This window comes from Alienimonas chondri, from assembly GCF_013036045.1.
Lineage (GTDB): Bacteria > Planctomycetota > Planctomycetia > Planctomycetales > Planctomycetaceae > Alienimonas > Alienimonas chondri.
The window spans coordinates 16,974-38,777 of record NZ_WTPX01000034.1 but is presented as its reverse complement, the minus strand read 5'-3'; the positions used below and the strand labels follow the sequence as shown (position 1 = coordinate 38,777).

General features: G+C 67.7%; 14 protein-coding genes. 4 read left to right on the top strand and 10 right to left on the bottom strand.

The genetic code is table 11. The annotated features are described in order from the left end of the window. The first annotated feature begins 120 nt into the window (after window positions 1-120). Window positions 121-843, top strand: a complete 723-nt coding sequence (locus tag LzC2_RS07375; protein ID WP_171185368.1) for an SDR family oxidoreductase — start codon at window positions 121-123, stop codon at window positions 841-843. 11 nt (window positions 844-854) lie between these two features. Here the strand turns inward: LzC2_RS07375 and uvrA are convergent, their stop codons facing one another. The 3 genes from uvrA to LzC2_RS07360 form a co-directional block, all read right to left on the bottom strand. Continuing rightward, window positions 855-7,745 (bottom strand): excinuclease ABC subunit UvrA, encoded by a 6,891-nt coding sequence (uvrA, locus tag LzC2_RS07370; protein ID WP_171185365.1) that lies wholly within the window; start codon window positions 7,743-7,745, stop codon window positions 855-857. 221 nt (window positions 7,746-7,966) lie between these two features. Next, window positions 7,967-9,055 carry a lactonase family protein gene (locus LzC2_RS07365; RefSeq protein ID WP_171185363.1) on the bottom strand — a complete coding sequence of 363 codons (1,089 nt, stop codon included), beginning with the start codon at window positions 9,053-9,055 and terminating at the stop codon, window positions 7,967-7,969. 60 nt (window positions 9,056-9,115) lie between these two features. Then, window positions 9,116-9,922 (bottom strand): enoyl-ACP reductase FabI, encoded by an 807-nt coding sequence (locus LzC2_RS07360; RefSeq protein WP_171185361.1) that lies wholly within the window; start codon window positions 9,920-9,922, stop codon window positions 9,116-9,118. Between the two features lie 144 nt (window positions 9,923-10,066). On the opposite strand from LzC2_RS07360, the gene cls reads away from it, so the two are divergent. Next, window positions 10,067-11,554: a cardiolipin synthase gene (gene cls / locus LzC2_RS07355; protein WP_171185359.1), complete on the top strand. Its 1,488-nt coding sequence runs from the start codon at window positions 10,067-10,069 to the stop codon at window positions 11,552-11,554. Window positions 11,555-11,695: 141 nt separating this feature from the next. Further along, window positions 11,696-13,153, top strand: coding sequence for a two-component system sensor histidine kinase NtrB (locus LzC2_RS07350; protein WP_171185357.1), 1,458 nt, complete (start codon window positions 11,696-11,698; stop codon window positions 13,151-13,153). A 31-nt stretch (window positions 13,154-13,184) separates the two neighbouring features. Here LzC2_RS07350 and LzC2_RS07345 read toward each other — a convergent pair whose 3' ends face one another. The 3 genes from LzC2_RS07345 to arfB form a co-directional block, all read right to left on the bottom strand. Then, complete coding sequence (locus LzC2_RS07345; RefSeq protein ID WP_171185355.1) at window positions 13,185-14,492, bottom strand: ATPase, T2SS/T4P/T4SS family; 1,308 nt, start codon at window positions 14,490-14,492, stop codon at window positions 13,185-13,187. Between the two features lie 103 nt (window positions 14,493-14,595). After that, the gene (locus LzC2_RS07340; protein WP_171185353.1) at window positions 14,596-15,339 is read right to left on the bottom strand and encodes an endonuclease III domain-containing protein; all 744 of its coding nucleotides are present in this window, start codon (window positions 15,337-15,339) and stop codon (window positions 14,596-14,598) included. 100 nt (window positions 15,340-15,439) lie between these two features. Continuing rightward, window positions 15,440-15,877: an alternative ribosome rescue aminoacyl-tRNA hydrolase ArfB gene (gene arfB, locus LzC2_RS07335; protein ID WP_171185351.1), complete on the bottom strand. Its 438-nt coding sequence runs from the start codon at window positions 15,875-15,877 to the stop codon at window positions 15,440-15,442. A gap of 203 nt (window positions 15,878-16,080) precedes the next feature. On the opposite strand from arfB, the gene LzC2_RS07330 reads away from it, so the two are divergent. Further along, complete coding sequence (locus tag LzC2_RS07330) at window positions 16,081-16,788, top strand: zinc metallopeptidase (protein ID WP_171185349.1); 708 nt, start codon at window positions 16,081-16,083, stop codon at window positions 16,786-16,788. A gap of 93 nt (window positions 16,789-16,881) precedes the next feature. Here LzC2_RS07330 and LzC2_RS07325 read toward each other — a convergent pair whose 3' ends face one another. The 4 genes from LzC2_RS07325 to LzC2_RS07310 form a co-directional block, all read right to left on the bottom strand. Beyond that, entirely contained in the window at window positions 16,882-17,943 is a 1,062-nt protein-coding gene (locus LzC2_RS07325) for a polyprenyl synthetase family protein (protein WP_171185347.1), read from the bottom strand. A 64-nt stretch (window positions 17,944-18,007) separates the two neighbouring features. Next, the gene (gene moaC / locus LzC2_RS07320; RefSeq protein WP_171185344.1) at window positions 18,008-18,502 is read right to left on the bottom strand and encodes a cyclic pyranopterin monophosphate synthase MoaC; all 495 of its coding nucleotides are present in this window, start codon (window positions 18,500-18,502) and stop codon (window positions 18,008-18,010) included. Between the two features lie 51 nt (window positions 18,503-18,553). Beyond that, entirely contained in the window at window positions 18,554-20,455 is a 1,902-nt protein-coding gene (locus tag LzC2_RS07315; protein ID WP_171185342.1) for an ArnT family glycosyltransferase, read from the bottom strand. Window positions 20,456-20,690: 235 nt separating this feature from the next. Then, entirely contained in the window at window positions 20,691-21,263 is a 573-nt protein-coding gene (locus tag LzC2_RS07310; protein ID WP_171185341.1) for a helix-turn-helix domain-containing protein, read from the bottom strand. Between the last annotated feature and the right edge of the window lie 541 nt (window positions 21,264-21,804).

Here is a 21,804-nt window from a genome sequence, read left to right as displayed (position 1 = left end):
GGGGGCGAGGGCCAGCAGCAGAAGAGCGGGCGTCATGGGGGTGTTTCGGCGGGAGGTTCGAGTCATCCTACCGCCCCGCTCGCTACGACTCATCGTCTCTCCCGCCCCCGGTACGCCCCCATGTCCGATCCGAAGCTCATCGCCCTCACCGGCTGCACACGCGGGATCGGTCGGGCGCTGGCGGAGCGATTCGCCGCGGAGGGCCACGTCATTTGCGGATGCGGTCGGAGCGAGGAACGGCTGAACGAGTTGCGGGCGGTTCTTCGGCCGCCGCACCGTTTTGCGCGGGTCGACGTGACCCGGGAGGACCAGGTCGATCGCTGGTCGGATGCCGTCTTCCAAGAGGCCGGCGTGCCGGACCTCCTCATTCATAACGCCGGCCTCATCAACGACGTCGCTCCGTTGTGGAAGGTGTCGGCGGCGCGGTGCAACGCGGTGTTGGCGGTGAGCGTGGGCGCCGGCGCCTCGCTCGCCCGGCATTTCTTGCCGCGGATGATCGACGCGAGCCGAACCGATTCGAGGAACCGGACCGTCGTCATGTTTTCCTCCGGCTGGGGCCGCTCCGCGAGCGCCGGCGTGGCCCCCTACAACGCAGCGAAATTCGGGGTCGAGGGGATGACCAAAGCGCTGGCCCAAGATCTGGAAGGCGTCGCCCCCGGCCGATTCTGCGCGGTTCCGTTTTCGCCCGGCGTGGTGGAGACGGATATGACCCGCGGCAACTGGGGCGAGGAGGCGGAATCGTTCGCCGACCCCGCCGACTTCGCCGAGCGGGCCGTGCCTTTCCTGTTGGGCCTGACGCCGGAGCAGACTGGCGAAAGCGTCACCGTCCCGGACGCCGCCTGAACGATCGGCGGCTAATCGCCTGCGGCCAACTCGCCCAGCAGCGCTCGCAGTTTGGGGTCGGAGGCCTGCTTGATCGTGCGAAAGCGGACCTTGACCGCCTCCCCGCCGCGGTGCCGGGCGAGTTCGCGCTCCGCTCCCAGCGTCGCGACGCGCCCCAGAGCCAGCGAGCCGGGTTCGACCGGGATCGTGAGGTCCAGCCCCGCGGGACGCTTGGTGTGGAGTTCGGCGAACGCGGCGTCGTCGCCGTTCCGCGTGAAGGGGACGATCGTCTTCGCCGTCCAGTTCGCGGCGGCGTCCGGCACCGCGGCGGCGATGGTGTCGGCCAGCGCGTTCAGCACCTCAGGCTTCCACTTCGGCCCGCGACCGGTGAAGCCCTGAGGCGACGTGTGCCAGTCCCGACCCAACCGCTCCCACGGAGCGCGGTCGTCATCGGCGTCGTCGTTCGGAGACGCCGCGTCCAGATAGCTCGCCCGGGCCTCTTCGAGGAATGCGGCGAACTCCGGCGTGTTCACCTCCTTGAACCAATGCGGCTTGAAGGTGACCTCCTGCCAGTCGGCCTTCAGGTCGCGCACCCGCACCCGCGGATCCGATCCGTAGACGGGGAGATCGAGTTCGTCCGCGGGCTTCCAGGGGAACCGCTTGCGGAGCGCCGCCTGATCGAAGCGCCCCTTCGCCACCCGGAAAGTGAGGGCGCAGAACCATTCCTGAGCGGTCTTGGCGTGCAGGAACCAGCCGGTCGGACGATCGTCGCCGGTCACTTCGACGACCGACCGTTCCCCCCAGTTCGGCTCCGCAAATCCGCCGAGATCGACGAGCGTCGAGACGACGTTCGACAGCAGCGCCCCCTCCCATTGGGCCGGTTTGCCGTTGTGGGCGAGGCGGTCGCGGGTGTGCCAACGCACGCCGTCGGTCTGCCAGGGCGCCTTCTCCTGCTTGCCGAATCGGGAAAGGGTCGTATCCCCCTCGCGTTCGGCGGCTTCCTCCTCGATGCGGAACGCGGCCCGGTCCGCTTTGCTGCTGGCCTCGAGGACGGGCTGGAGCAGTCGGGCGGTGTGACTGACCTCGGCGGCGTCGCGGACCACGTCCTCCGGGGTTCCGTCCGCCACGATACGCCCGCCGCCGCTACCGGCTTCGGGGCCGAGGTCGATGAGCCAGTCCGCGGTTTTAATCACGTCCAAGTTGTGCTCGATCACGCAGACGGTATTGCCGCGCTCGACCAGTCCGTTCAAGACTTCGAGTAGCTTGGCGATGTCCGCCAGATGCAGCCCGGTGGTCGGCTCGTCCAGCAGATACAGCGTCTGTCCGGCATCCGGGCGGGCGAGTTCCGCGGCGAGCTTCACCCGTTGCGCCTCGCCGCCGGACAGCGTGGGGGCGCTCTGGCCGAGGCTCAGATAGTCCAGGCCGATCGCCTTCAACACGCCCAGCACGGCGCGAATTTTGGGGACGTTGGCGAACAAGTCGTATGCCTCCCCGATCGACATCTCCAGCACGTCGGCGATGGATTTGTCTTTATAGGTGACGACCAATGTCTCCGCGGTATAGCGCTTGCCGTCGCAGGCGTCGCAGTCGACCCACACGTCCGGCAGGAAGTGCATTTCGATCTTCCTTTGGCCCAATCCCTCGCACGTTTCGCAGCGTCCGCCGGGGCGGTTGAAGGAGAATCGGGCCGGCTTATAACCGCGCGCCTTTGCCGCCGGCAGCCGGCAATAAAGTTCTCGGATCAGGTCGAAGACGCCGGTGTACGTCGCCGGATTCGACGCCGGGGTCGCCCCGAGCGGCGCCTGATCGACCGCGATAATCTTGGAGAGATGCTCGGTTCCCGTCAGCGAGCGGAACGGGCCGGGCGTCTTGCCGCTTTGACCCAACGCCCGGGCGATCGCCGGAGCGAGCGTACCCTCGATGAGAGAACTTTTGCCGGACCCGCTCACCCCGGTCACGCAAACGAGCGTGCCTAACGGCAACGTGAGGTCGACGTTCCGCAGGTTGTGGTGCCGCACGCCTTTCAATTCGACCGCTTTGCCGCCGCCGTCGCGGCGTTCGGTCGGAACTTTGATCTCGTCCGACCCGGAAAGATAACGCCCGGTTACGGAGGCCTTCCTCCTGGCCACCTGCTTCGGCGTGCCCTCGGCGGTGATCGTTCCGCCCAACCGTCCGCTGCCGGGACCGAAATCGATCAGCCGATCGGCCGCTTCGATCACCTCGCGGTCGTGCTCGACCAGCACGACGGTGTTGCCGAGGTCGCGGAGCTTCTTCAACGCCGTCAGCAACCGCCCGTTGTCCCGCGGGTGTAGGCCGATCGTCGGTTCGTCCAAGACGTAGAGCACCCCCGTGAGGCTGCGACCGACCTGCCCGGCGAGGCGAATCCGTTGCGACTCACCGCCGGAGAGGGTCGGCATCGACCGATCCAGCGTGAGATAGGTCAGGCCGACTTCGACGAGGAAGCCGAGGCGATGGGTCGCCTCCTTCAACAAATCGCCGGCGACCTTCTGCTCGCTGCCTTCCAACGTGATCGACTGTAGAAAGGCGAGGGCGTCCACCAACGGCAACCGGCACAGGGCCGGCAAGGTTTGGCCGCGGAAACGCACGGCGGCGGCGTCGTCGCGGACGCGGTCGGCGTCGCATTGGCTGCATGGTTTATCGCCGACGAGATCGCGGAGCCGCTGCCGGTATTGATAGCTGACCCGGCTGGCCTCGGTCAGGCTGGGGTAGAGCCCTTTATATTGGAAGCGGAACGACGGCGACCCCTTCGGCGACGCCTTCACCCACTTCTCGCCGCCGTACAACACGGCCCGCCGGGCCGGGGCGGGAAGGGCGTCGAACGGCACGTCGAGATCGATCCCGTACGCGTCCGACAGACCGTCGAGGATGGCCGCGAACTGCGGGTTCGCGGCCGGATCGGGCCAGGCGGTCACCGCGCCGTCGCGGAGCGTGCGCGTCGGATCCGCGATGAGCACGGACTGGTCGGTGCCGCGTTCGTTCCCGAGTCCCTCGCAGGCGTCGCACCAGCCGAGGGGGGAGTTGAAGCTGAAATTCTGCGGCGAAAGCGGCTCGAAGCTGCGATCGCAGGTCTCGCAGGCGGCGTGCAAGCTGAATCGCTTCGTCGCCCACTCCGGCTCCGGCTTGGATTTCTCCGCCACGGCGACGCGTATCACCCCGCGGCCGAGGTCGAGGGCCTGTTCGATGCTGTCCGTCAGCCGGCCGATCTGCCCCGGGTCGAGCGTGACCCGATCGACGACCACCTCTAATTGATGCTCTTCACGGCGATCCAGCTTCGGTGGCGTGTCCAGGGGATGCGTCGTCCCGTCGACCCGCACGCGGCTGTAGCCACGGGTTTTGAGACGCTCGAACAATTCTTCGTACGTCTCGCCCTTATAAATCTCCTGCGGGGCGAGCAGCAGAGCCTTGGCGGGGGAGCCGTTGCCGTACGTCTCGTTGAGGGCAAGCACGCGTCCGACGACTTCGTCCGTCGTGCTGGTGCCGACCGGCGTGCCGCAGGAGGGGCAATGCGGCGTGCCGAGGCGGGCGAAGAGAATGCGGAGGTAGTCGTAGACCTCCGTGACCGTGCCGACGGTGCTCCGGGGCGTGCTGCCGACGGTCTTCTGCTCGATCGCCACGGCGGGGGAGAGCCCGGCGACGGAATCGACCCGCGGCTTGGGCATCTGCCCGAGGAACTGCCGGGCGTAGCTGCTCAGCGATTCCACATACCGCCGCTGGCCCTCGGCATAGAGGGTGTCCATCGCCAGCGAGCTTTTGCCGGAGCCGCTGGGACCGGCGAAGACGGTCATTTTATCGCGAGGCAACGTCAAATCGACGTTCTGCAAATTGTGCTGCGACGCCCCCCGCACGGTGATCGGCGGCGTCTTTCGCGGGGGGGCGGCCTTCTTCACGGGGGCGGTGCGCTCGGCGTGCGCAAACGACGGCAGCACCTCTCGGAGCGCCCGGCCGGTGAAGCTCTCCTCGCAGGCGGCGACGTCCTCCGGCGTCCCCGCGACGACCACTCGCCCGCCGCTGGCCCCGCCGTCGGGACCCATATCGATCACCCAGTCGGCCGTCTTGATGACGTCCAGACTATGTTCGACGACCAGAACGGTGTTTCCCGCATCGACAAAACCGTGGAGCACGTCGAGCAATTTATGCACGTCCGCGAAGTGCAGCCCGGTCGTCGGTTCGTCCAGCAGATAAAAGGTGCTGCCGGTGCTCCGCTTGCCGAGTTCTCTCGCTAATTTAATCCGCTGCGCCTCGCCGCCGGAGAGCGTCGGCGACGGCTGGCCGAGTTTGAGATAATCGAGTCCCACGTCCGCCAACGTTTTGAGCAGGCGTTTGATCTTGGGGACGTTTTCAAAGTGTTCCAGCGCCTCGGCGACGTCCATGTTCAGAACATCGGCGACCGAGGCGCCTTTGAACTTCACCTCCAGCGTTTCGCGGCTGAAACGGCGTTCCTCGCAGACAGGACAGGGAATCCAGATGTCCGCGAGGAAATCCATTTCCAACTTTGTCGCCCCGTGCCCCTCGCAATGTTCGCAGCGACCGCCGGGGACGTTGAAGCTGAATCGGCCCGGTTTGAAGCCCCGCAAGCTGCTCTGCGGCAGCTTCGTATAGAGGTCGCGGATGAGGTCGAAGACTTTGACGTAAGTCGCCGGGTTCGATCGCGGCGTGCGGCCGATCGGCGACTGATCGATATCGATCGCTTTATCGAAGTGGTCCAGGCCGAGGACTTCGCCGTGCGCCCCCGGCTCGCCGTTGCCGCCATTGACGTCGCGATTTAAGACCTGCCAGAGGATGTCGTTGGTCAGCGACGACTTCCCTGAACCGCTCACCCCGGTCACGCAGACCAGCGCCCCCAGCGGGATCTCCGCGGTGACGTTCTTGAGGTTGTTGTGCGTGGCGCCGCTGATCGTAAGCCATTGGCTACTGGGCGACTCCGGACGCTTTCTCTTCTGCCCCGTATCAATCATCCGCCGTTGGGCGGGAACCTCGATCTCCTTCTTCCCGCTGAGGTACTGCCCGGTGAGGCTCCGCGGAGCCTTCATGACGTCAGCGACGCTGCCGCTCGCCACCAGTTCACCGCCCCGGATGCCGGGGCCGGGGCCAAAGTCGACCACATGGTCGGCGGCCCGCATTGTCTCTTCGTCGTGCTCCACGACGAGGACGGTGTTTCCGCGGTCGCGCAGGTCGCGGAGGCTGTCCAGCAGCAGCGTGTTGTCGCGCGGGTGCAGACCGATGCTCGGTTCATCCAGGATATAGAGCACCCCCACCAACCCGCAGCCGATCTGGCCGGCGAGCCGGATCCGTTGGGCCTCCCCACCGGAGAGCGTCGGGGCGCTGCGGTCCAGCGACAGATAGTGCAGGCCGCACTTCAATAGAAAACCGAGGCGGCCGCTGACCTCTTTGATCGCTTCGACGGCGATTACGCGGTCGGTCTCGGTGAGAACGAGATCGGTGAAGAACTCCGCCGCGGCGCTGATCGGGAGGGCGCAGATCTCCGGCAAGCTCAGCTCGTCTCGACCATAGTCTTTGACGAATGGCTTCGAGGCCGTTCTGAGCCGGACGTGGTTCGCCTGTTTGTTCAACCGCGTCCCGCCGCAGGCGGAGCAGGGGCGCGTCAGCATGAATTTCTCAAGCTGACGGCGCCGCATCGGGTTCTTGGCCTCCCGATACGATTCGAGCAGTTCGTTCAAGAACCCGCCCCACTCGCCGCCGTGCTTCCAGCCGCCGCGGCCGCGCCAGTGGAACGTGACGTGCCGATCGCCCAGCCCGTCCAACCATGCCCGCTGCGCCGGTTCGGGCAGCTTCATCCACGGCGTTTTAAGGAAGGTTTTCTTCGGCAGATCGAAGTCTTCTTCGATCGCCGCGGCGGCGCCTTCATAAATATGCTTCTTCCACTTGCCCAAGTCCTTGAATGGTTTGAGCAGATTCAACGCCCCGTTGCGAACGGCCTTGCGCTCGTCCGCGACCATCAACTCCTCGTCGAACTCATGCCGAACGCCGAGACCGTGGCAGGACTGACACATCCCCGCCGGACTGTTGAAGGAGAACAGTTGAGGCGAAGGCGGCTCGTAGCTCATGCCGCTCTCTGGGCATGAATAGTCGGCGGAATAGAGCTTCTCCGCGGCATCCTCCGGGGCCACCAATAAGGTGCCGCCGGACAGCTTCAGGGCCTGTTCGACCGCCTCCGCAAGCCGCGTGCGAGATTGCTTGCCGGCGACGAGGCGGTCGACGACGACCTCGATCGTGTGCTTGAAGTGCCGCTTCAACGCCGGCGGATCGGAGAGGTCGTGAACCTCGCCGTCCACCCGCGCCCGCAGGTGCCCGCGGCGGGCGAGATCCTCGAACAGATCGCGATATTCGCCCTTCTGATTCTGGATCAGCGGGGCGAGGATCGAGTATTTCGTCCCCGCTTCTAATTGCTCGATCGCGGCGACGATCTGGTCGGTGGATTGCGCCCGAATCGGCAGGCCGGAGACGTAGCAATACCCCTGTCCGACGCGGGCGTAGAGGACGCGGAGGTAGTCGTAGACCTCCGTGATCGTGCCGACGGTGCTGCGGGGGTTCCGCCCGGCGGTCTTCTGTTGAATGCTGATCGACGGGGCGAGGCCGCCGATATAGTCGACCTCCGGCTTCGGCATCTGCCCGAGGAATTGCCGGGCGTAGCTGCTGAGCGACTCGACGTAGCGCCGCTGGCCCTCGGCATAGAGGGTGTCGAAGGCGAGAGAACTCTTGCCGCTGCCGGAGACGCCGGTGAAGACGACCAATTGGTTCTTCGGGAGCGTCAGCGAGACGTCCCGAAGATTGTGTTCGCGGGCCCCGCGAACGGTGATCTCCGTCGCGCTGGCGGCTCCCTTTTTGCGCCCTTTCTTCTTACTGGACGGCTTGGCGGCCGGGGCAGACTTCTTCGCGGGCATCGACGGCGTTCGGCGGGGGCCAGGGCTGGCCGCAGTCGCACGATCGGCGCCCTCATCGCCAAGCGGCGGCGGACCTCCGTGCAAGCCGCGGTCGATCTCGACGGCCCGGTCGCCCTCGCGGGCCGTACCGGGGAACGCCTGTATCGGTCCGGCATTCTGGCCGGGCCGATCGAACCGTCAACCCGCACGGCCGACATCGCCGTCGTCAGGCAAGCCGAGACTTACCGGGTCGGCAGCGGCAGGGCGTCGATCGGCTTGGGAACGCTGACCCGGGAGCCGGTGGGGGTGAGCCGCCCGGTCTCCATGTTCACGGAGCACGTGACGACGTCGTCCGTGTTTTGCCCGCAGGCGATCAGGAATCGGCCGTCCGGCGTGAGGTTCATACCGCGGGGGATCTCCACCGTGGCCGGGGCGATCTCGACGGGCGTCAGCGAGCCGTCGTCCGCGATGCCGTAGACGGCGATGCTGTTATGGCCGCGGTTCGTCACGTAGACCCACTTGCCGCTGGGGTGCACGCGGACCTCCGCGGTCGTGCCGCCGCCGGTCCAGTCCTCCGGGAGCGTGGGCTTGGTCTCGATCGAGGTCAGCGTGCCGGCGTCGCCGTCCCATTTCAGGGCGAGGATCTCGTTGCCCATCTCCAGACAGCAGTAGGCGAACCGTCCATCCGGGGTGAAGGCGATGTGCCGAGGTCCGCCGCCGGGGGGCGTGTCGGCAACGCTGTGTTCGGACAGGGCGCCGGTCTCGGGATCGACCTCGTAGACGAACAGCTTGTCGAGTCCCAGGTCGGCGAAGACGGCGAACCGGCCGCCCGGCGCCGGGGTGGAGCAGTGGGCGTGCGGCGCCGTCTGCCGCTTCGGATCGACGCTGGAGCCTTCGTGCTGAACGAAGCTGGCGCGCTCGCCGAGCGTGCCGTCGGCGGAGAGCGGGAAGGAGGAAACGCTGCCGCCCCCGTAGTTCGCCGCAATCACCGCCCCGCCGCCGGGCATCACGTCGACATGACACGGCCCCGCTTTGGCGCCGCCGGGGGCGACCGACGCCTCGCCCGTTTCGGTCAGGGAGCCGTCCGCGGCCACGGTGAACTCCGTCACGGAGGTGCCCTCCGTCACGGCGTAGAGCTTTTTGCCCGATGAATGAGCGGCGAGGAACCCCGGCCGAGCGATCGCAGCAGCCCGCGTCGGTTCGCTCAACTCGCCGGTGGCCGGGTCGAGGGTCGTTCGATAGATGCCGTCGGCGCCGGTGCCGAGGTAGATCGGAATGGGCGCGGCGGGGTCGGCGGACATGGCGGCGAGGAGCAGGGCGGTGGCGAGCATCTCTGCACGATACCGCCGTCCGCCCTCCTCACGCACCCGTCCGTGCGGTCCCTTCCAGACTTACTCTTGCGCGTCTTCCGGCGGGGCGGCGACGGCGTGGAAGCCGGCGTCCACGTGCAGGTTCTCGCCCGTGATGCCGCTGGAGGCGCCGCTGAGCAGGAACGCCCCGGCGCTGCCGACTTCCTCCGCCGTGATGTTCCGCCGCATCGGGCTGAACGTCTCGTAGAGCTTGCTCATCGCGGAGAAATCGCCGACGGCGCTGGCGGCGAGCGTCCGCAGCGGACCGGCCGAAATCGCGTTCACCCGGATGTTCTTCGGCCCCAGTTCCGCCGCGGCGTACCGCACGCTGCACTCCAGCGCCGCTTTGCAGACGCCCATCATGTTGTAGCCGGGGATGACCCGTTCCCCGCCGAGGTAGGTCATCGCGAGGATCGACCCGCCGTCGGTCATCAGCGGTTCGGCCCGCTTAGCCAGCGCCAGCAGGGAGTAGCAGGAGATGTCCATCGCCAGCTTGAAGCCTTCGCGGCTGCACTGGTAGGTGGGCACCTTGAGATCGTCCAGCGAGGCGAACGCGATGCTGTGCAGCACGAAATCCAGCTTTCCGTGCTCCGCCTTCACCTTGTCGAAGACTTCGTCCAACTGAGCGTCGTCGGAGACGTCGCAGGGCAGCACGAGCTTCGGATTCCAGTCCTTCACCACCTTTAGGCAGCGATTGCGGGCCTTGGGACGTTCCGGGTCGGCGTCCGGCAGGTGGGTGAAGGCCATCTCGGCGCCGGCGTCGTGGCACTGCTGAGCGATGGCGGCGGCGATGCTGCGGTCGTTGGCGATGCCGAACACCAGCCCGGTTTTGCCTTCCAAAGAGATCATCGGTGCCGGAGTCGCAATTGAGGAGCGGTGGGGGAAGAAGCGGGCGGAGACCGTACCGGCCGCCGCCGACCGCGGCTAGGTTCCCCCGACCTTCCGGTTCTCCGGCCCGCTGCTCGCCCCCGAACGCCCCTAAACGCCCCGTCGATGGAATCCGTCGAAGCCCTCGCCCATTGGATGGCGGATCACCTCACCTGGGCCACGATCCCGCTGGGGTTGTGGGCGCTGTCGTTGGGGTTGATCCCGGTCGTGCTGCTGTCGCGAAGTTCCCAGCCCAGCGGCAAGGTGGCCTGGGTGCTGTCGATCGCCGGCCTGCCGTTGCTCGGGGGGCTGCTGTACTTGGTGTTCAGCGCGGGCCGGGAGAGGAAGTACGCTGCCGCGAAGCGGAAAGCGGACGATGAACTGAAGGACCTGCTTTCCGACCCGGACGAAGAGGATCCCGGGGACGCCCCGGCGGGGTTGCGGCAGGTGTGGGATCTGTCCGGCGTGCTGGCCGGGCACCCCGCCGCGGGCGGAAACGCGGTGCGAACGTACGCGGATGCCGCCGCCGGGATCGACCGGCTGGTGGAAGCGATCGACGCGGCGGAGCGGTCCGTTTCCATGGAGTTCTACACCTTCCGCAGCGACGACACCGGCGCCCGCGTCCGCGACGCGCTCACCCGTGCGGCGAAGCGGGGCGTGGAGGTGCGGTTGCTGTACGACCGCTTCGGCTCGCTGGGTCTGACGAAACGCTTCCTCCGTCCGCTGACGGACGCCGGCGGGCAAGCCGAGACCTTCGCCCCCCGGGCCAACGGGTTGGTGGATCGCCTCCGGCTCAACATGCGGAACCACCGCAAGATCGTGGTGATCGACGGGGCGTTCGGCTTCACCGGCGGAGTGAACGTGGGCGACGAATACATGTCGCGGGATCCGGGGACCGCTCCTTGGCGGGACACCCTCGTGGAGGTCTACGGCCCCGCCGCCGGACGCTTGCAGCGGGTCTTCGCCCAGGACTGGCTGTACATCGCCCGGGAAGCGTTGACGGAACCGCGGCTCTACCACGGCTTCGAGGACTTCCCGGAGCCGGAGGGAGACGGATGGCTGCGCGACGTCGTGCTGAGAGTGCTCGACGACGGCCCGGACCGCCGCGATCGGGCGCACGAAAGCATCTACAGCGCCGCGATCCACGCCGCCCGGGAATCGATCGAACTGAGCACCGGCTACTTCGTGCCGACCGAACCGATCGACCGGGCGTTGCAGTGCGCGGCCCGGCGGGGGGTGAAAGTCCGCATTATGCACGGCGGACCCGGTTCCCCCTGGGCGACCCGCTGGGCCGCCCGCTGGCAGTACGCCGACCTGATGGACAGCGGCGCGGAGATCTACGAGGCCGTCGCCGGCGTGTTTCATCCCAAACTGTTGACGGTGGACGACCGCTTCGGCCTCATCGGCAGCACGAACTGCGACACCCGCAGTTTCCGGCTGAACTTTGAGATCTCCCTCATCACGCTGGACGCCCCCTTCGCTCGCTCTTTGGCGGAGCAGTTCGACCGCGACCTCTCCGCCGCGACGCGAATCGCCGTGGAGGGTTGGAGCGAGCGCCCGTTGGCTCAACGGTTGGGCGAAGCGGCCGCGAGCCTGTTCAACCCGGTGCTGTAGGGGCCGCCGCGACCGTCCGGCTCGACTTGCGGAGGTCGCTGCGAGCGGGCGCTTGTCTGAGGAGGCGGGGCGCCGATACGATCCGTTCCGCCGGTGGGATTTTCCCCCAAGGCAGACGAGCGCACCCGACACTCTGTGGGCATGGACGTACCCGTAGAACAGGCGTTGCCGCATCGGCCGCACGCGGGGCGTCCGATGACGGCCCGGGGGCGGTCCGCGGTCCCCGTAGCGATCGGCGTATTGCTGGTCGGGATCTTCGCCCTGGACCTGTTTTTTCCGCTGGGGGTGGCGGCGGGCGTTCCGTACGTCTCCGTGGCGTTGCTGGCGCTCTGGTTGGAGAGCCGCCGCATCCGGCTGGGCGTGGTGCTGCTGGCCTGCGTGTTGACGGTCACCGGGTTCTTCCTGCCGATCCCGCCGCGCGGGGAAACGTTCTGGATCGGCTTGGAGAACCGTGTCATTGCGCTGTTCGCCATCGGCGTGACCGCGTATCTGGGGCATCTCCTGCTCAAGCGATCCAGCGAGGTGCGGGAACGCGAAGCGCGTCTGCGGGCGGTGCTCGAATCCGCCCCGGACGCGATCCTGACCGTCGATCGGAACGGCTTCGTCGAGTCCTGCAATCCGGCCGCGGGGGCGATGTTCGGACGACGTTGCGAGTCGCTGGTCGAGATGCCTATCGATCGCCTGCTGCCCGAGTTCCCCGGAGACGTCAAAGCCTCCTCCCGCTGTCGGGCGCTGACGGGACGCCGATTGGACGGGTCGGAGTTTCCCGCCGAAGTGTCGCTCGGCCGCTTCCCGCGCGACGCGGAGTTACGCTCCATCGACTATGCGGTCATCGTTCGCGACGTGACCCTCCTGCGCGACGCTCAGCAGCGGACGCTGCGGTCGGAGCGGCTGGCGGCGGTGGGCGAAACGCTGGCCGTGCTGTCCCATGAGGCCCGCAACGAATTGCTGGCCCTGCGGATGGGTCTCACGGTGCTGGCGGAGTCCGCCGATCGCCTGGACGCCGACAGCGCGGACCTGATCGACGAACTGCAGACGAGCCAGCGACGGCTCTCTCGGCTATTCGAGGACGTGCGACAGCACGCTGGACCGATCCGGCTGAACCCGACGCCCTGTCGTCTCTCGGACGTCTGGAGGCGGGCCTGGAAGGCTTGCGACCGCTCCGACCGCGGCGCGGAACTGGTGGAGTTTCCGCTGCCGGGCGGTGAACCGCCGACCTGCACCGCGGACGTGTTCCGGCTGGAGCAGGTCTTCCGCAATCTGTTCGAAAACGCGCTGGCGGCCTGTCCGGATCCCGTGCGCATCGAGGTGCGGACGGAACCCTACGGCTCGCCGGACGATCCCGCGTTGCGAATCTGCGTGCAGGACAACGGACCCGGTTTGTCGCCGGAAGCGCGGCGGAAGGCGTTCGAGCCGTTCTTCACCACCAAGTCCGACGGCACGGGACTGGGACTGGCGATCTGCAGCCGAATCCTCGAAGCCCACGGGGGCGAGCTGACGCTGTTGGAGTCCGGGGGGCAGGGCGCCTGCTTCGAACTACTCCTGCCGCGATCCGGAGCGAGCCGGTCGGGCGTCCTGCGGGAACTCGCCGAGGCCTGAGTCGGCCTTGCAAGTCGGCCTTGCGCGACGGTCAGGTCGCCTCTTGGAAGACCCGCTGAAGTTCTTCGAGGCTCGTCACGCCTTCGGCGACCAAACGCAGGCCTTCGCTCTCGAAGGTCGGCATCCCATCGGTGCGGATCTGCTGTTTCAGGGCGGAGGCGCTCGGTTTGGTGTTGAGGATCTCCTTCACGCCGTCGGTCATCTTCAGCACGGCGAAGATGCCCGTTCGACCGAGATAGCCGACCCCGCCGCACCGGCGGCACGGTTCGTAATCCTCGGCCTCCATCACCTCCCGTCCCGGCGGACGGTACAGCAGATCGGTTTCCGGCGGCAGATTGACCCGGGCGACGAGCTTGGGGTTGGGGCGGAAGGCCTGCTTGCACTTGCCGCACAGTTTGCGGATCAGCCGCGGTTGGATCAGCCCGTTGACCCGCTCCGCGACCAGCGCCGGGGAGCCGGACCACTTGCACAACTGTCCGATGCCGGAGACGAGATCCTTGGCGGCCAGTTCGCCGATGATCGACAGATCCTCGCCGAACTTCAGAACCTGGGCGGCGCTCTCCTTCGATTCGACGCGGTCGACGTAGATCACGTCCGCCTCCGCACGAATGACGCGGACGAGAGCGTCGTCGAGCGATTCGCCCTCGTTGGGGGTGAAGTCCGTCAGCGTGTGCAGATCGCGGCCGCCGAGGTCGCCGATCGCATAGATGTTATAGACGTAGCTGTCGACGCTGCGGAGCACGCCGAACGTGGTGGTCGTCACCCCGGAGAGCGGGGGACCGACGACGAACAGCCCGCCCTTCTCGCCGCCGGCCATCTCGCGGATCATCTCCTTCAGATCCGGCGGGAAGCCGAGTTCCTCCGGCTTCTCCAATTTCTCCTTCTGGTTCTCGGCCCGGACGGTCAGCCGCTCGGATTTGCCGGCCGGTTCGGTGTCGATGCGCAGAACGTATTTCACGCCGTCCAGATCGGCATTGATCCCGCCGGACTGTTTCTTGTCCCGGACTTTGACGTCCAGCCCGGCGAGCAGTTTGAGCACCTGCGTGATCGCCGCGGCCTGACGGGCCGGCATGCGTCCGCCGGGATAGGCGACGCCGTCGATATAGGTGCGGACGGCCGCGGCGGCGCCGCGGGTGTCGAGGCGGACCATCTCGCCACGACGGCTGAGCGCGTCCGAAATCATCTCACGAGCCGGGCCGAGGCCGACGCGGGCGACCGAGGCGTGAGCGCTCATATCGACCGGATCGCCGGAGAGCGGACCGCGGAAGCTGACGAGGTCGTACTCCGGCTCGTGCTCCTCGTCGTCGTCGAACTCGTCGTCGTTTTTGCGGCCGAACATGCATGCGTCTCCGGGCAGTGGGCCGGCGAATCGCCGGTCTCGAACGCCCATCATCCCCGCCCGGCCCTCGATTGCCAATCCGTCGGGTCTCCCCCCGCGTCGCTCACCGCGGTTTCTCCCGAGGCGGTTCGGTTCGTGCCAGTCCCGTGGGGCAAAGATCGAGGACGGGGCAGCGCGAACACTTCGGCCCGCGATAGTGACAGACCCGCTGGCCCAGAAACATCAGCAATTCGTGATGATCGTACACCTGCTGGCCGCTCCATTCGGCCGGCAGCAGCGCTTCAAGTCGGGCGTGCGAGGGGCCGACGGCGAGGGATTTCGGTATCAGTCCCGTCCGTTGAGCGACGCGATGGTGATGGCTATCGACGGGCAGCGCCGGTCGACGGAGTCGAGAGAAGCAAAGCGTCGCGGCGCTTGTCTTCGGTCCCACGCCGGGCAGTTCTTCCAACCAGGCCCGCGCCTCCGCCACGGGCAGGTCGGCGAGGAAGTCCAGAGAGTCGTCGTCGACCGCTCCGCGACGCTCCGTCACGAGTCGCAGGATCGCCTGTAATCGGGGGGCTTTCTGTTCCGGCCACGTGCAGGGGGCGAGTTCGGCTTCCACCTCCCCCGTCGGGGCGTCGCGAACCTCCGCCCACGTCGGAAAGCGGGCGCGGAGCTGCTTGAACGCACGGCCGCTGTCCGAGTTGCGGGTGCGGTGCGACAGGAAGGAACTGAGCAGCTCCGCCATCGGGGAAAGACTATGGAAGTACGGCACGGGAACGCCGTACTCCTCTCCCAACCGACGATGAAGCTCGAGGGCGAGCGCCGATTTCTCGGCGAGATCCTGGCTGGCGACGGCGGCGGGCATCGGGGGAGACCATGCGGACGGAACGACCGCATCATTCAAACGCTTCCGGGCAGTCGGGGCATAGGGCGCCAGGCGTATCGCCCGCTGGGGAGGTCGCCGGTCAGGCGTCGCGGCCGGGGGGTCGGCGGAGCTTCTTTTGCTGTCCCCGCTGCTTCTTGGCGGCGATCCGGCGGCGTTGCGAACCTTTGGTCGGCTTCGTCGGCCGACGTTTCTTCGGCGGACGGGCCACGTTGGCGAGCATCCCGGTCAGTCGCTCCAGGACCGCGGTCCGGTTGCTCGGTTGATCGCGGTGCTCGTCGCAGGCCATCACCAGTTCGCCGTCGTTGTTGATCCGCGTCCCGTACTGGCGAAGAAACCGGTCTTTGACGTCCTCCGGCAGGCTGGGCGAGTCCGCGATCGGCCAGCGCAGCACCGCCTTGGTCTCCACCTTGTTGACGTTCTGCCCCCCCGGCCCGCCGCTGCGCGCGTAGGTGAGGGTGAACTCGTCGGTCGGCACCCGCAGCTTCTGCGTGACGTTCAGATGGGACGGCAAAGACATGGCGAGCGGGGCCGTCAGCCCCCTGAGCGGGCCGAGCGACGAGAAGCGACGGGGAAGGTGAACGCCGCCGCATCGTAGCCGGCTCCCCGTCGAATCCGCGTCGATTCCGCGGCGAATCTCCCCTCGTTCGGTTCGCAATCGGCGTAAGAATCTGTCCGCTCGGGCGAACTCCCGGGCTGTATCCGCAACTGAACGCCCTATCGATGATCCACTTCGACCCCCTCTATTTCCTGCTCGCCCTCCCGCCGATGGCCCTGATGATGTGGGCGCAATGGCGGGTGAAGAGCAACGTCGCCGCCGGCGGCCGCGTCGCCGCGAACATGACCGGCGCCGCCGCGGCCCGGCTGATTCTCGATCGGGCGGGCTTGCAGCACGTCCGCATCGAACCGGTGGAGGGCGAACTGTCCGACCACTACGATCCTCGCACGAAAACCTTGCGACTCTCGCCGGAGATCTACGGTCGACGCAGTGCCGCGGCGGTCGGCATCGCTGCGCACGAAGCCGGCCACGCCTTGCAGGACGCGACCAACTACGGACCGATGGCGCTGCGGGCGTTGGCCGTCCCCGCCGCGACGGCCGGCGGGAAGATCGCCGGCGTCGCCATCATGGGCGGCTTTCTGGCGATGTGGATTCAGGCCTACAGCTTCGCCTCGCCGCTGATCCTGCTGGGGATCCTGGGATATGGGGCGATTCTTGCGTTTCAAGTCATCAATCTTCCCGTCGAGTTCGACGCCTCCAACCGGGCGAAACGGCTGGTCGCGGACCTCGGCATCGTCGATGCGGAGGGCGGCGAATGGGTGCGGAAGTGCCTGAACGCCGCCGCGTGGACCTACGTCGCCGCGACGCTCAGCACCGCCGCGACGATGCTGTACTACATCCTCGTCTACACCCGCATGAACGACCGGCGCTGACGTGGACGTTCGCCCCGGTTCGCCGTCGCCGCTAGGCGGCGCGCGTCGTGCGGACAGCGCGCCGCCTAGCGGCGACGGCGAACCTAGAAGGGTTCAAAACGTGCGCCGCACGCTGAATCGGGCGAGGCGGACCAGAAGCCGTTTAGCGTCGGAGTCCGGTAGCTCATCCAGTCGGGCGACGGCGGCGGCGGCTCGCTCACGAGCGGTCGCGACGGCGCTCTCCAACGCCCCCGTCCGCTGGAGAAGCGGCAGGAGTCGTTCGCGGGCGTCGGCGGGCGGGTCGGCCAGCAGGGTTTTCAACTGCTGCGATTCCCCCTCGGGCAGACGGTCCCGCAGGCGAATCAGCGGCAGGGTGAGCTTCTTTTCCGAGAGGTCGGATCCCAACGATTTGCCCACGCAGCCCTCTTCGCCGACCAGATCGAGCAGGTCGTCGGCGATCTGAAACGCGACGCCCAAGTCCTCCCCGTAGCTCCGCAGCGCCTCGACCGTCGCCTCGTCCGCCCCGGCGTGCACGGCGCCCAGTTCGGCACTGACCGCGGTCAGCGCGGCGGTTTTGCCGCCGACGATCGCGAAGTACTCCGCTTCCGTCAGGTCGGCGTTGCCTCGCTCGTGAATCTGCGTCAGTTCGCCCTCGCACACGGCGTTCGTCGCCGCCCCGATCGCCCGGCAGGCGGCGGCGTCCACCGTCGCGGCCAAGTGAAACGCGTGCGTGAATAAGAAGTCCCCGAACAGCACCGCCGTCCGCGGGTTCCAGCGTGAATGCACCGTGGCGACGTGGCGACGCACGTCGGCCCCGTCCAGCACGTCGTCGTGCACCAGCGTCGCGGCGTGGACCATCTCCACCACCGCAGCGAGGGTGCGGTGTTTGTCGTTCACCTCCCCGCACGCGGCGCCGGCCAGCAGGGTGAGGATCGGACGGAGGCGCTTGCCGCGGTAACGGGCGACGTGGTCCCGCACGTCCCGGACGGCGGGGTGAGCGCTGGCCAGTTCGTCCGCGTAGATCCGCTCGCAGGCGGCGAGGTCGCCGCCGATTAGCTCGACCACCTCCGCCAGTAGCTGGGCCTCCGTCTCCGACGGGTTCGCGGCCGAACGTGAGGGCGACGCTTCTCGGCGAACGCTCGTCGGGGCGGGGGGCGGGAGCGCTGCGGCGTTCATGCCGGGGCAACCGGCGACAGCCGCGACGTTTCACCGGGCCATGCGATAGACGCGTCGACTTGCCCTAGTCAGCCGGCGTAGTTTGACCAGCCTGCCAATCCCCGCTGCGTCCCCCGGTCTTGCTGAGCAGGCGAACCGTCTCGACGGTCATCCCGCGATCCACGGCTTTCACCATGTCGTACACGGTCAGAGCCGCGACCGATGCGGCGCACAACGCCTCCATCTCCACCCCCGTCCGCCCGGTGCAGGTGACCGACGCGGTGACGGTCAGCCGTCCGGGCGGCTGGGAGGCGAAGTCGACCGTCACCCCGTCCAACGGCAGCGGATGGCAGAGGGGAATGAGTTGCCCCGTATTCTTCGCGGCCTGAATGCCGGCGATGCGCGCCACCTGCCGCACGTCTCCCTTCTTGCCGTCGCCGGAGAGGATGAGGTCCAGCGTCGCCGGTTCGCAGCGCACCGTCGCCTCCGCGACCGCGGTGCGTTGCGTGACCGGTTTGGCGGCGACGTCCACCATCCGGGCGGCGCCGGTTTCGTCGAAGTGGGTGAGGGACTGGGACAAGGCGGAAAGGCGAAGGCGGAAGGACGAGGGGAAGACGGCGAGCGGGGGGCCTTAGCCCTCCGTGTCGAGCATCACGTCGGGTTTCAAAAAGTACGGTTCATCCGCCTCCACCTCGATCCCGAGAGCTTCGGGGGCGTCTTTCGGCATCATCTCGGCCCACTCCGCCTCGGTTGGCTGCGGAACCTCGGCGCCGACATCGGCGACCGCCAGCACGACCCCCTGTCGCTGGACGAAGCGATCCGCCGGTAGAAAACGGCCCGGGCGATCGATCAGCAAGGTGACGTACGAGACGACGAACTGTTCCTCAATTTCCTGCCACCAAGCCAGGCGGGAAAACCGCACCGTACCGAATGGGTTGGGGATCGGTAGCCCGCCGACGGGGGGAGGAGCATCATCTGACTGCTGCCGTGCTCGGAGAACGGGCGAGGCGGCCGCTCGGTCGTCATCGGCGAATTGGTGTAGCCGCGGCTGAATCTCAATGGGTTCGCCGGAGGGCGCGTCGCGGTCTGCAGCGATCAGCAGATCCCGCGTCACCGCATCCCCCCAGTAGTTCCGCTCGAACCCCAGCCGATCCGCCCCCCACAGTCCGCCGACCACCGCGGAGTAGGAACTGAGCCACACCGGACTCATCGACATGACGTTCACCCCCTGAACCGCCAGCAACCCGATCACCGCCGGCGCCGCGAGCTTCGGCCGCCATGACTGAATCCGTTGGTACAGCAATCCGGCCCCGAACCCGGCGAGCAGGGCCAGCGGCGGGAAGATCACCAGCCACAGCCGCACCCCGTCGTACAGGCTCTCGCCGCGCGTGCAGACGAGTGCCAGCGGCACGAGCGTCGCGGCGACGAACAGGGTGAGTCGCGGGTCGTCGAATCGGGCGGCGAGGCGGGCGCGGAACGCTCCGGGGGCTGACGCCCCCGGCTCGCTGGTTAGGAAGGGGACGAGTGCGAGCGCCGTCAGCCCGATTGGGACCGTGGCGAGCGTCATGACCAGCGGGTAGTGCCAAGGCGTCGGATCGAGGCTCTCGCCGTTCCAGACCTGACCCATGTAGTAGTTCCGCACCGGCAGGCGCTCGGTGATCGTGCCGATGAACGCCGGGACGTGCTCGCCGGGGTTCAGCCACAGGTAGGGCCAGCCGAGGACGAACGCCGTCAGCCCCACGCCGCCGAACGCCGCGACCGGGCCGATCGCCCGCCAGCACTCCTTCCACCCGTGCTCGCGCCCGGCGTGATAGAGCGCCCACGCGGCGATCGTCGGTCCCAGCAGCGCCCCCTGAATCTTGCAGAGCAGCGCCAAGCCGAACAGCAGCCCGCACAGCGACGCCCGTTTGTAGTTCATGACGCGCGGATCCCACCACGCGGCGACGCCGCACAGGCAGGCGGTGAAGAACAGGTTCGTGACCGTCTCCAGCGAGGTGATGTGGGCGTGCCCGAACACCCGCGGCATCAGAACCAGACTTGCCCCAGCCGCCAACCCGGTCGGGAGACCGAACCAACGCGCGCCGCAGCCAACCAGCAGGCCGACGGTCAGCGCGAACGCCGCGGCGCTGCCGACGCGCGCCCGGGCGACGCTGAACGGGCCGCCGGGATCTTCGGGGGCGTGCGCCCACCAGGCCACGTCATGCCAGAGGCCCAGCCACAGCTTCGCCAGCGGCGGATGGTCGGCCATGTAGCCGGCGTCGGTATCGAAGATCTCGCCCAGCGTCGTGGGGGAGAGCAGGGCGAGGCCGAAGTGCCGCGTCGCGGCGAGGTACACGCCCTGCTGGGTGTAGAAGCCTTCGTCGACCGTCAGCCCCGGCCCCTGCGGCATGCCGGGATCGGACCCGCCGGGGTCGAGTTGGCAGACGACCGCGAGGAAGGTCGCCGCGATCGCAGCGACCGGCGGCCCATACCGCCGCAGCCGCGTTCGCCAAGCGAATCCGGGCGCCGATGGGATGGCCTTCTTGACGTTCACACGCGGAGTTTAGCCGCGGCGCAGCAAAAACCCCCGCTCCCCGAAACGACCACGTCGGTCGCTCGGGGGGCGGGGGTTTCACACGCACATCGGGTTCGCCGTCCGTTCACCGCCGCATCCGTTCGCCGTCGTGTCGGCCCGGCCCCGCTGGGGGGAGAGCCGGCCCGAGGGTGCGGGCCGGGGACGCGGCGGCGGGATCGACGTCGAGTTCGGACGAACCCGTCGTGCGGACGGACTACGCCAGCTGCTTTTTGCGGCTGACGAGGGTCTTGATCCGCTCCGCGAGCAACGCGGTGTCGAAGGGCTTGCGGAAGGTCTCGTTGAACAGCGTGCGGTCGAAACCGCTGGCGCTGTCTTCGTCCGAGATCAACCCGACCAGCACGGTGTCGCTGTACTGGGCGTTCTTGCGGAGGTTCGCGGCGATCATCAGGGCTTCGCTGCGGCCCATGACGAAGTCGATCACGACCCCGTCCGGGTGCAGAGATTCGGCCTGAATCCCGGCCTCGAATCCGCTGGCGGCGGTTTCGAGTTTGAACTCGTTCTCGCCGAGCATCTCCGTCAATCCGGCGAGCACTTCGCCCCCGGTCCCGACGATGAGCAACTTGCCCATCGCCTCATCTTCAAGCTCTCCCAGGGGCATCCCGTGTTCCTTGAGGAACCGGATGAGATGCTCGCGGGGGATGCGGCGGTCCTGGGACCCCGGGATCCGATAGCCGCGCAGTCGACCGGAGTCGAACCACTTGCTAACGGTGCGGGGGGCAACCTTACAGATCTTGGCGACCTGCCCGGTCGTGAAAATCGTTCTCATGTGCGGGCTCTCCTGAGTTTAGGGCCGACCGACGGGGGCGTCATGCCCCCGATTCCCCCCGCCGATTGCGGACGCCCCCAAAGCGGGGACGGCACGTTCGGTCGGGTCGGGGGGAGGAAGGGCGGCCCGGGGTCGTCAACGGGGCAAAAGGGGGACGTACGAGCGGCGGGTCGAACCGTTCGCACGAGGTAAACGGCCGCGGCGCCGCGTTCGACCCGGACATCCCGGCTCACCCCGACAGGGAGGCGAAGCGGTGCGTCGGGCACGGCGGCGGCAGGCCGTCCGGGGGGAAACTTCGTCACCATCGCCGTGTTGCCTTGAGCAGGACCGACCCACACGACCGGTCGGAACCCTATTTCGGAAGCGGAGTTACGCATGCTCGGGACGACCCCCAAGTCCACGGGCGCGAACCGTCCGCATCGCGTGCGAACCGATCGCCCTCCCAGTCGACGCCGGCGTCACGATCGGCTCCCAACCGGCGCGAGTCGTTTCAATCGGGCGGAAATCGTCGCTCCGCGCTCAACTCGCCGCCCGCCGGGGA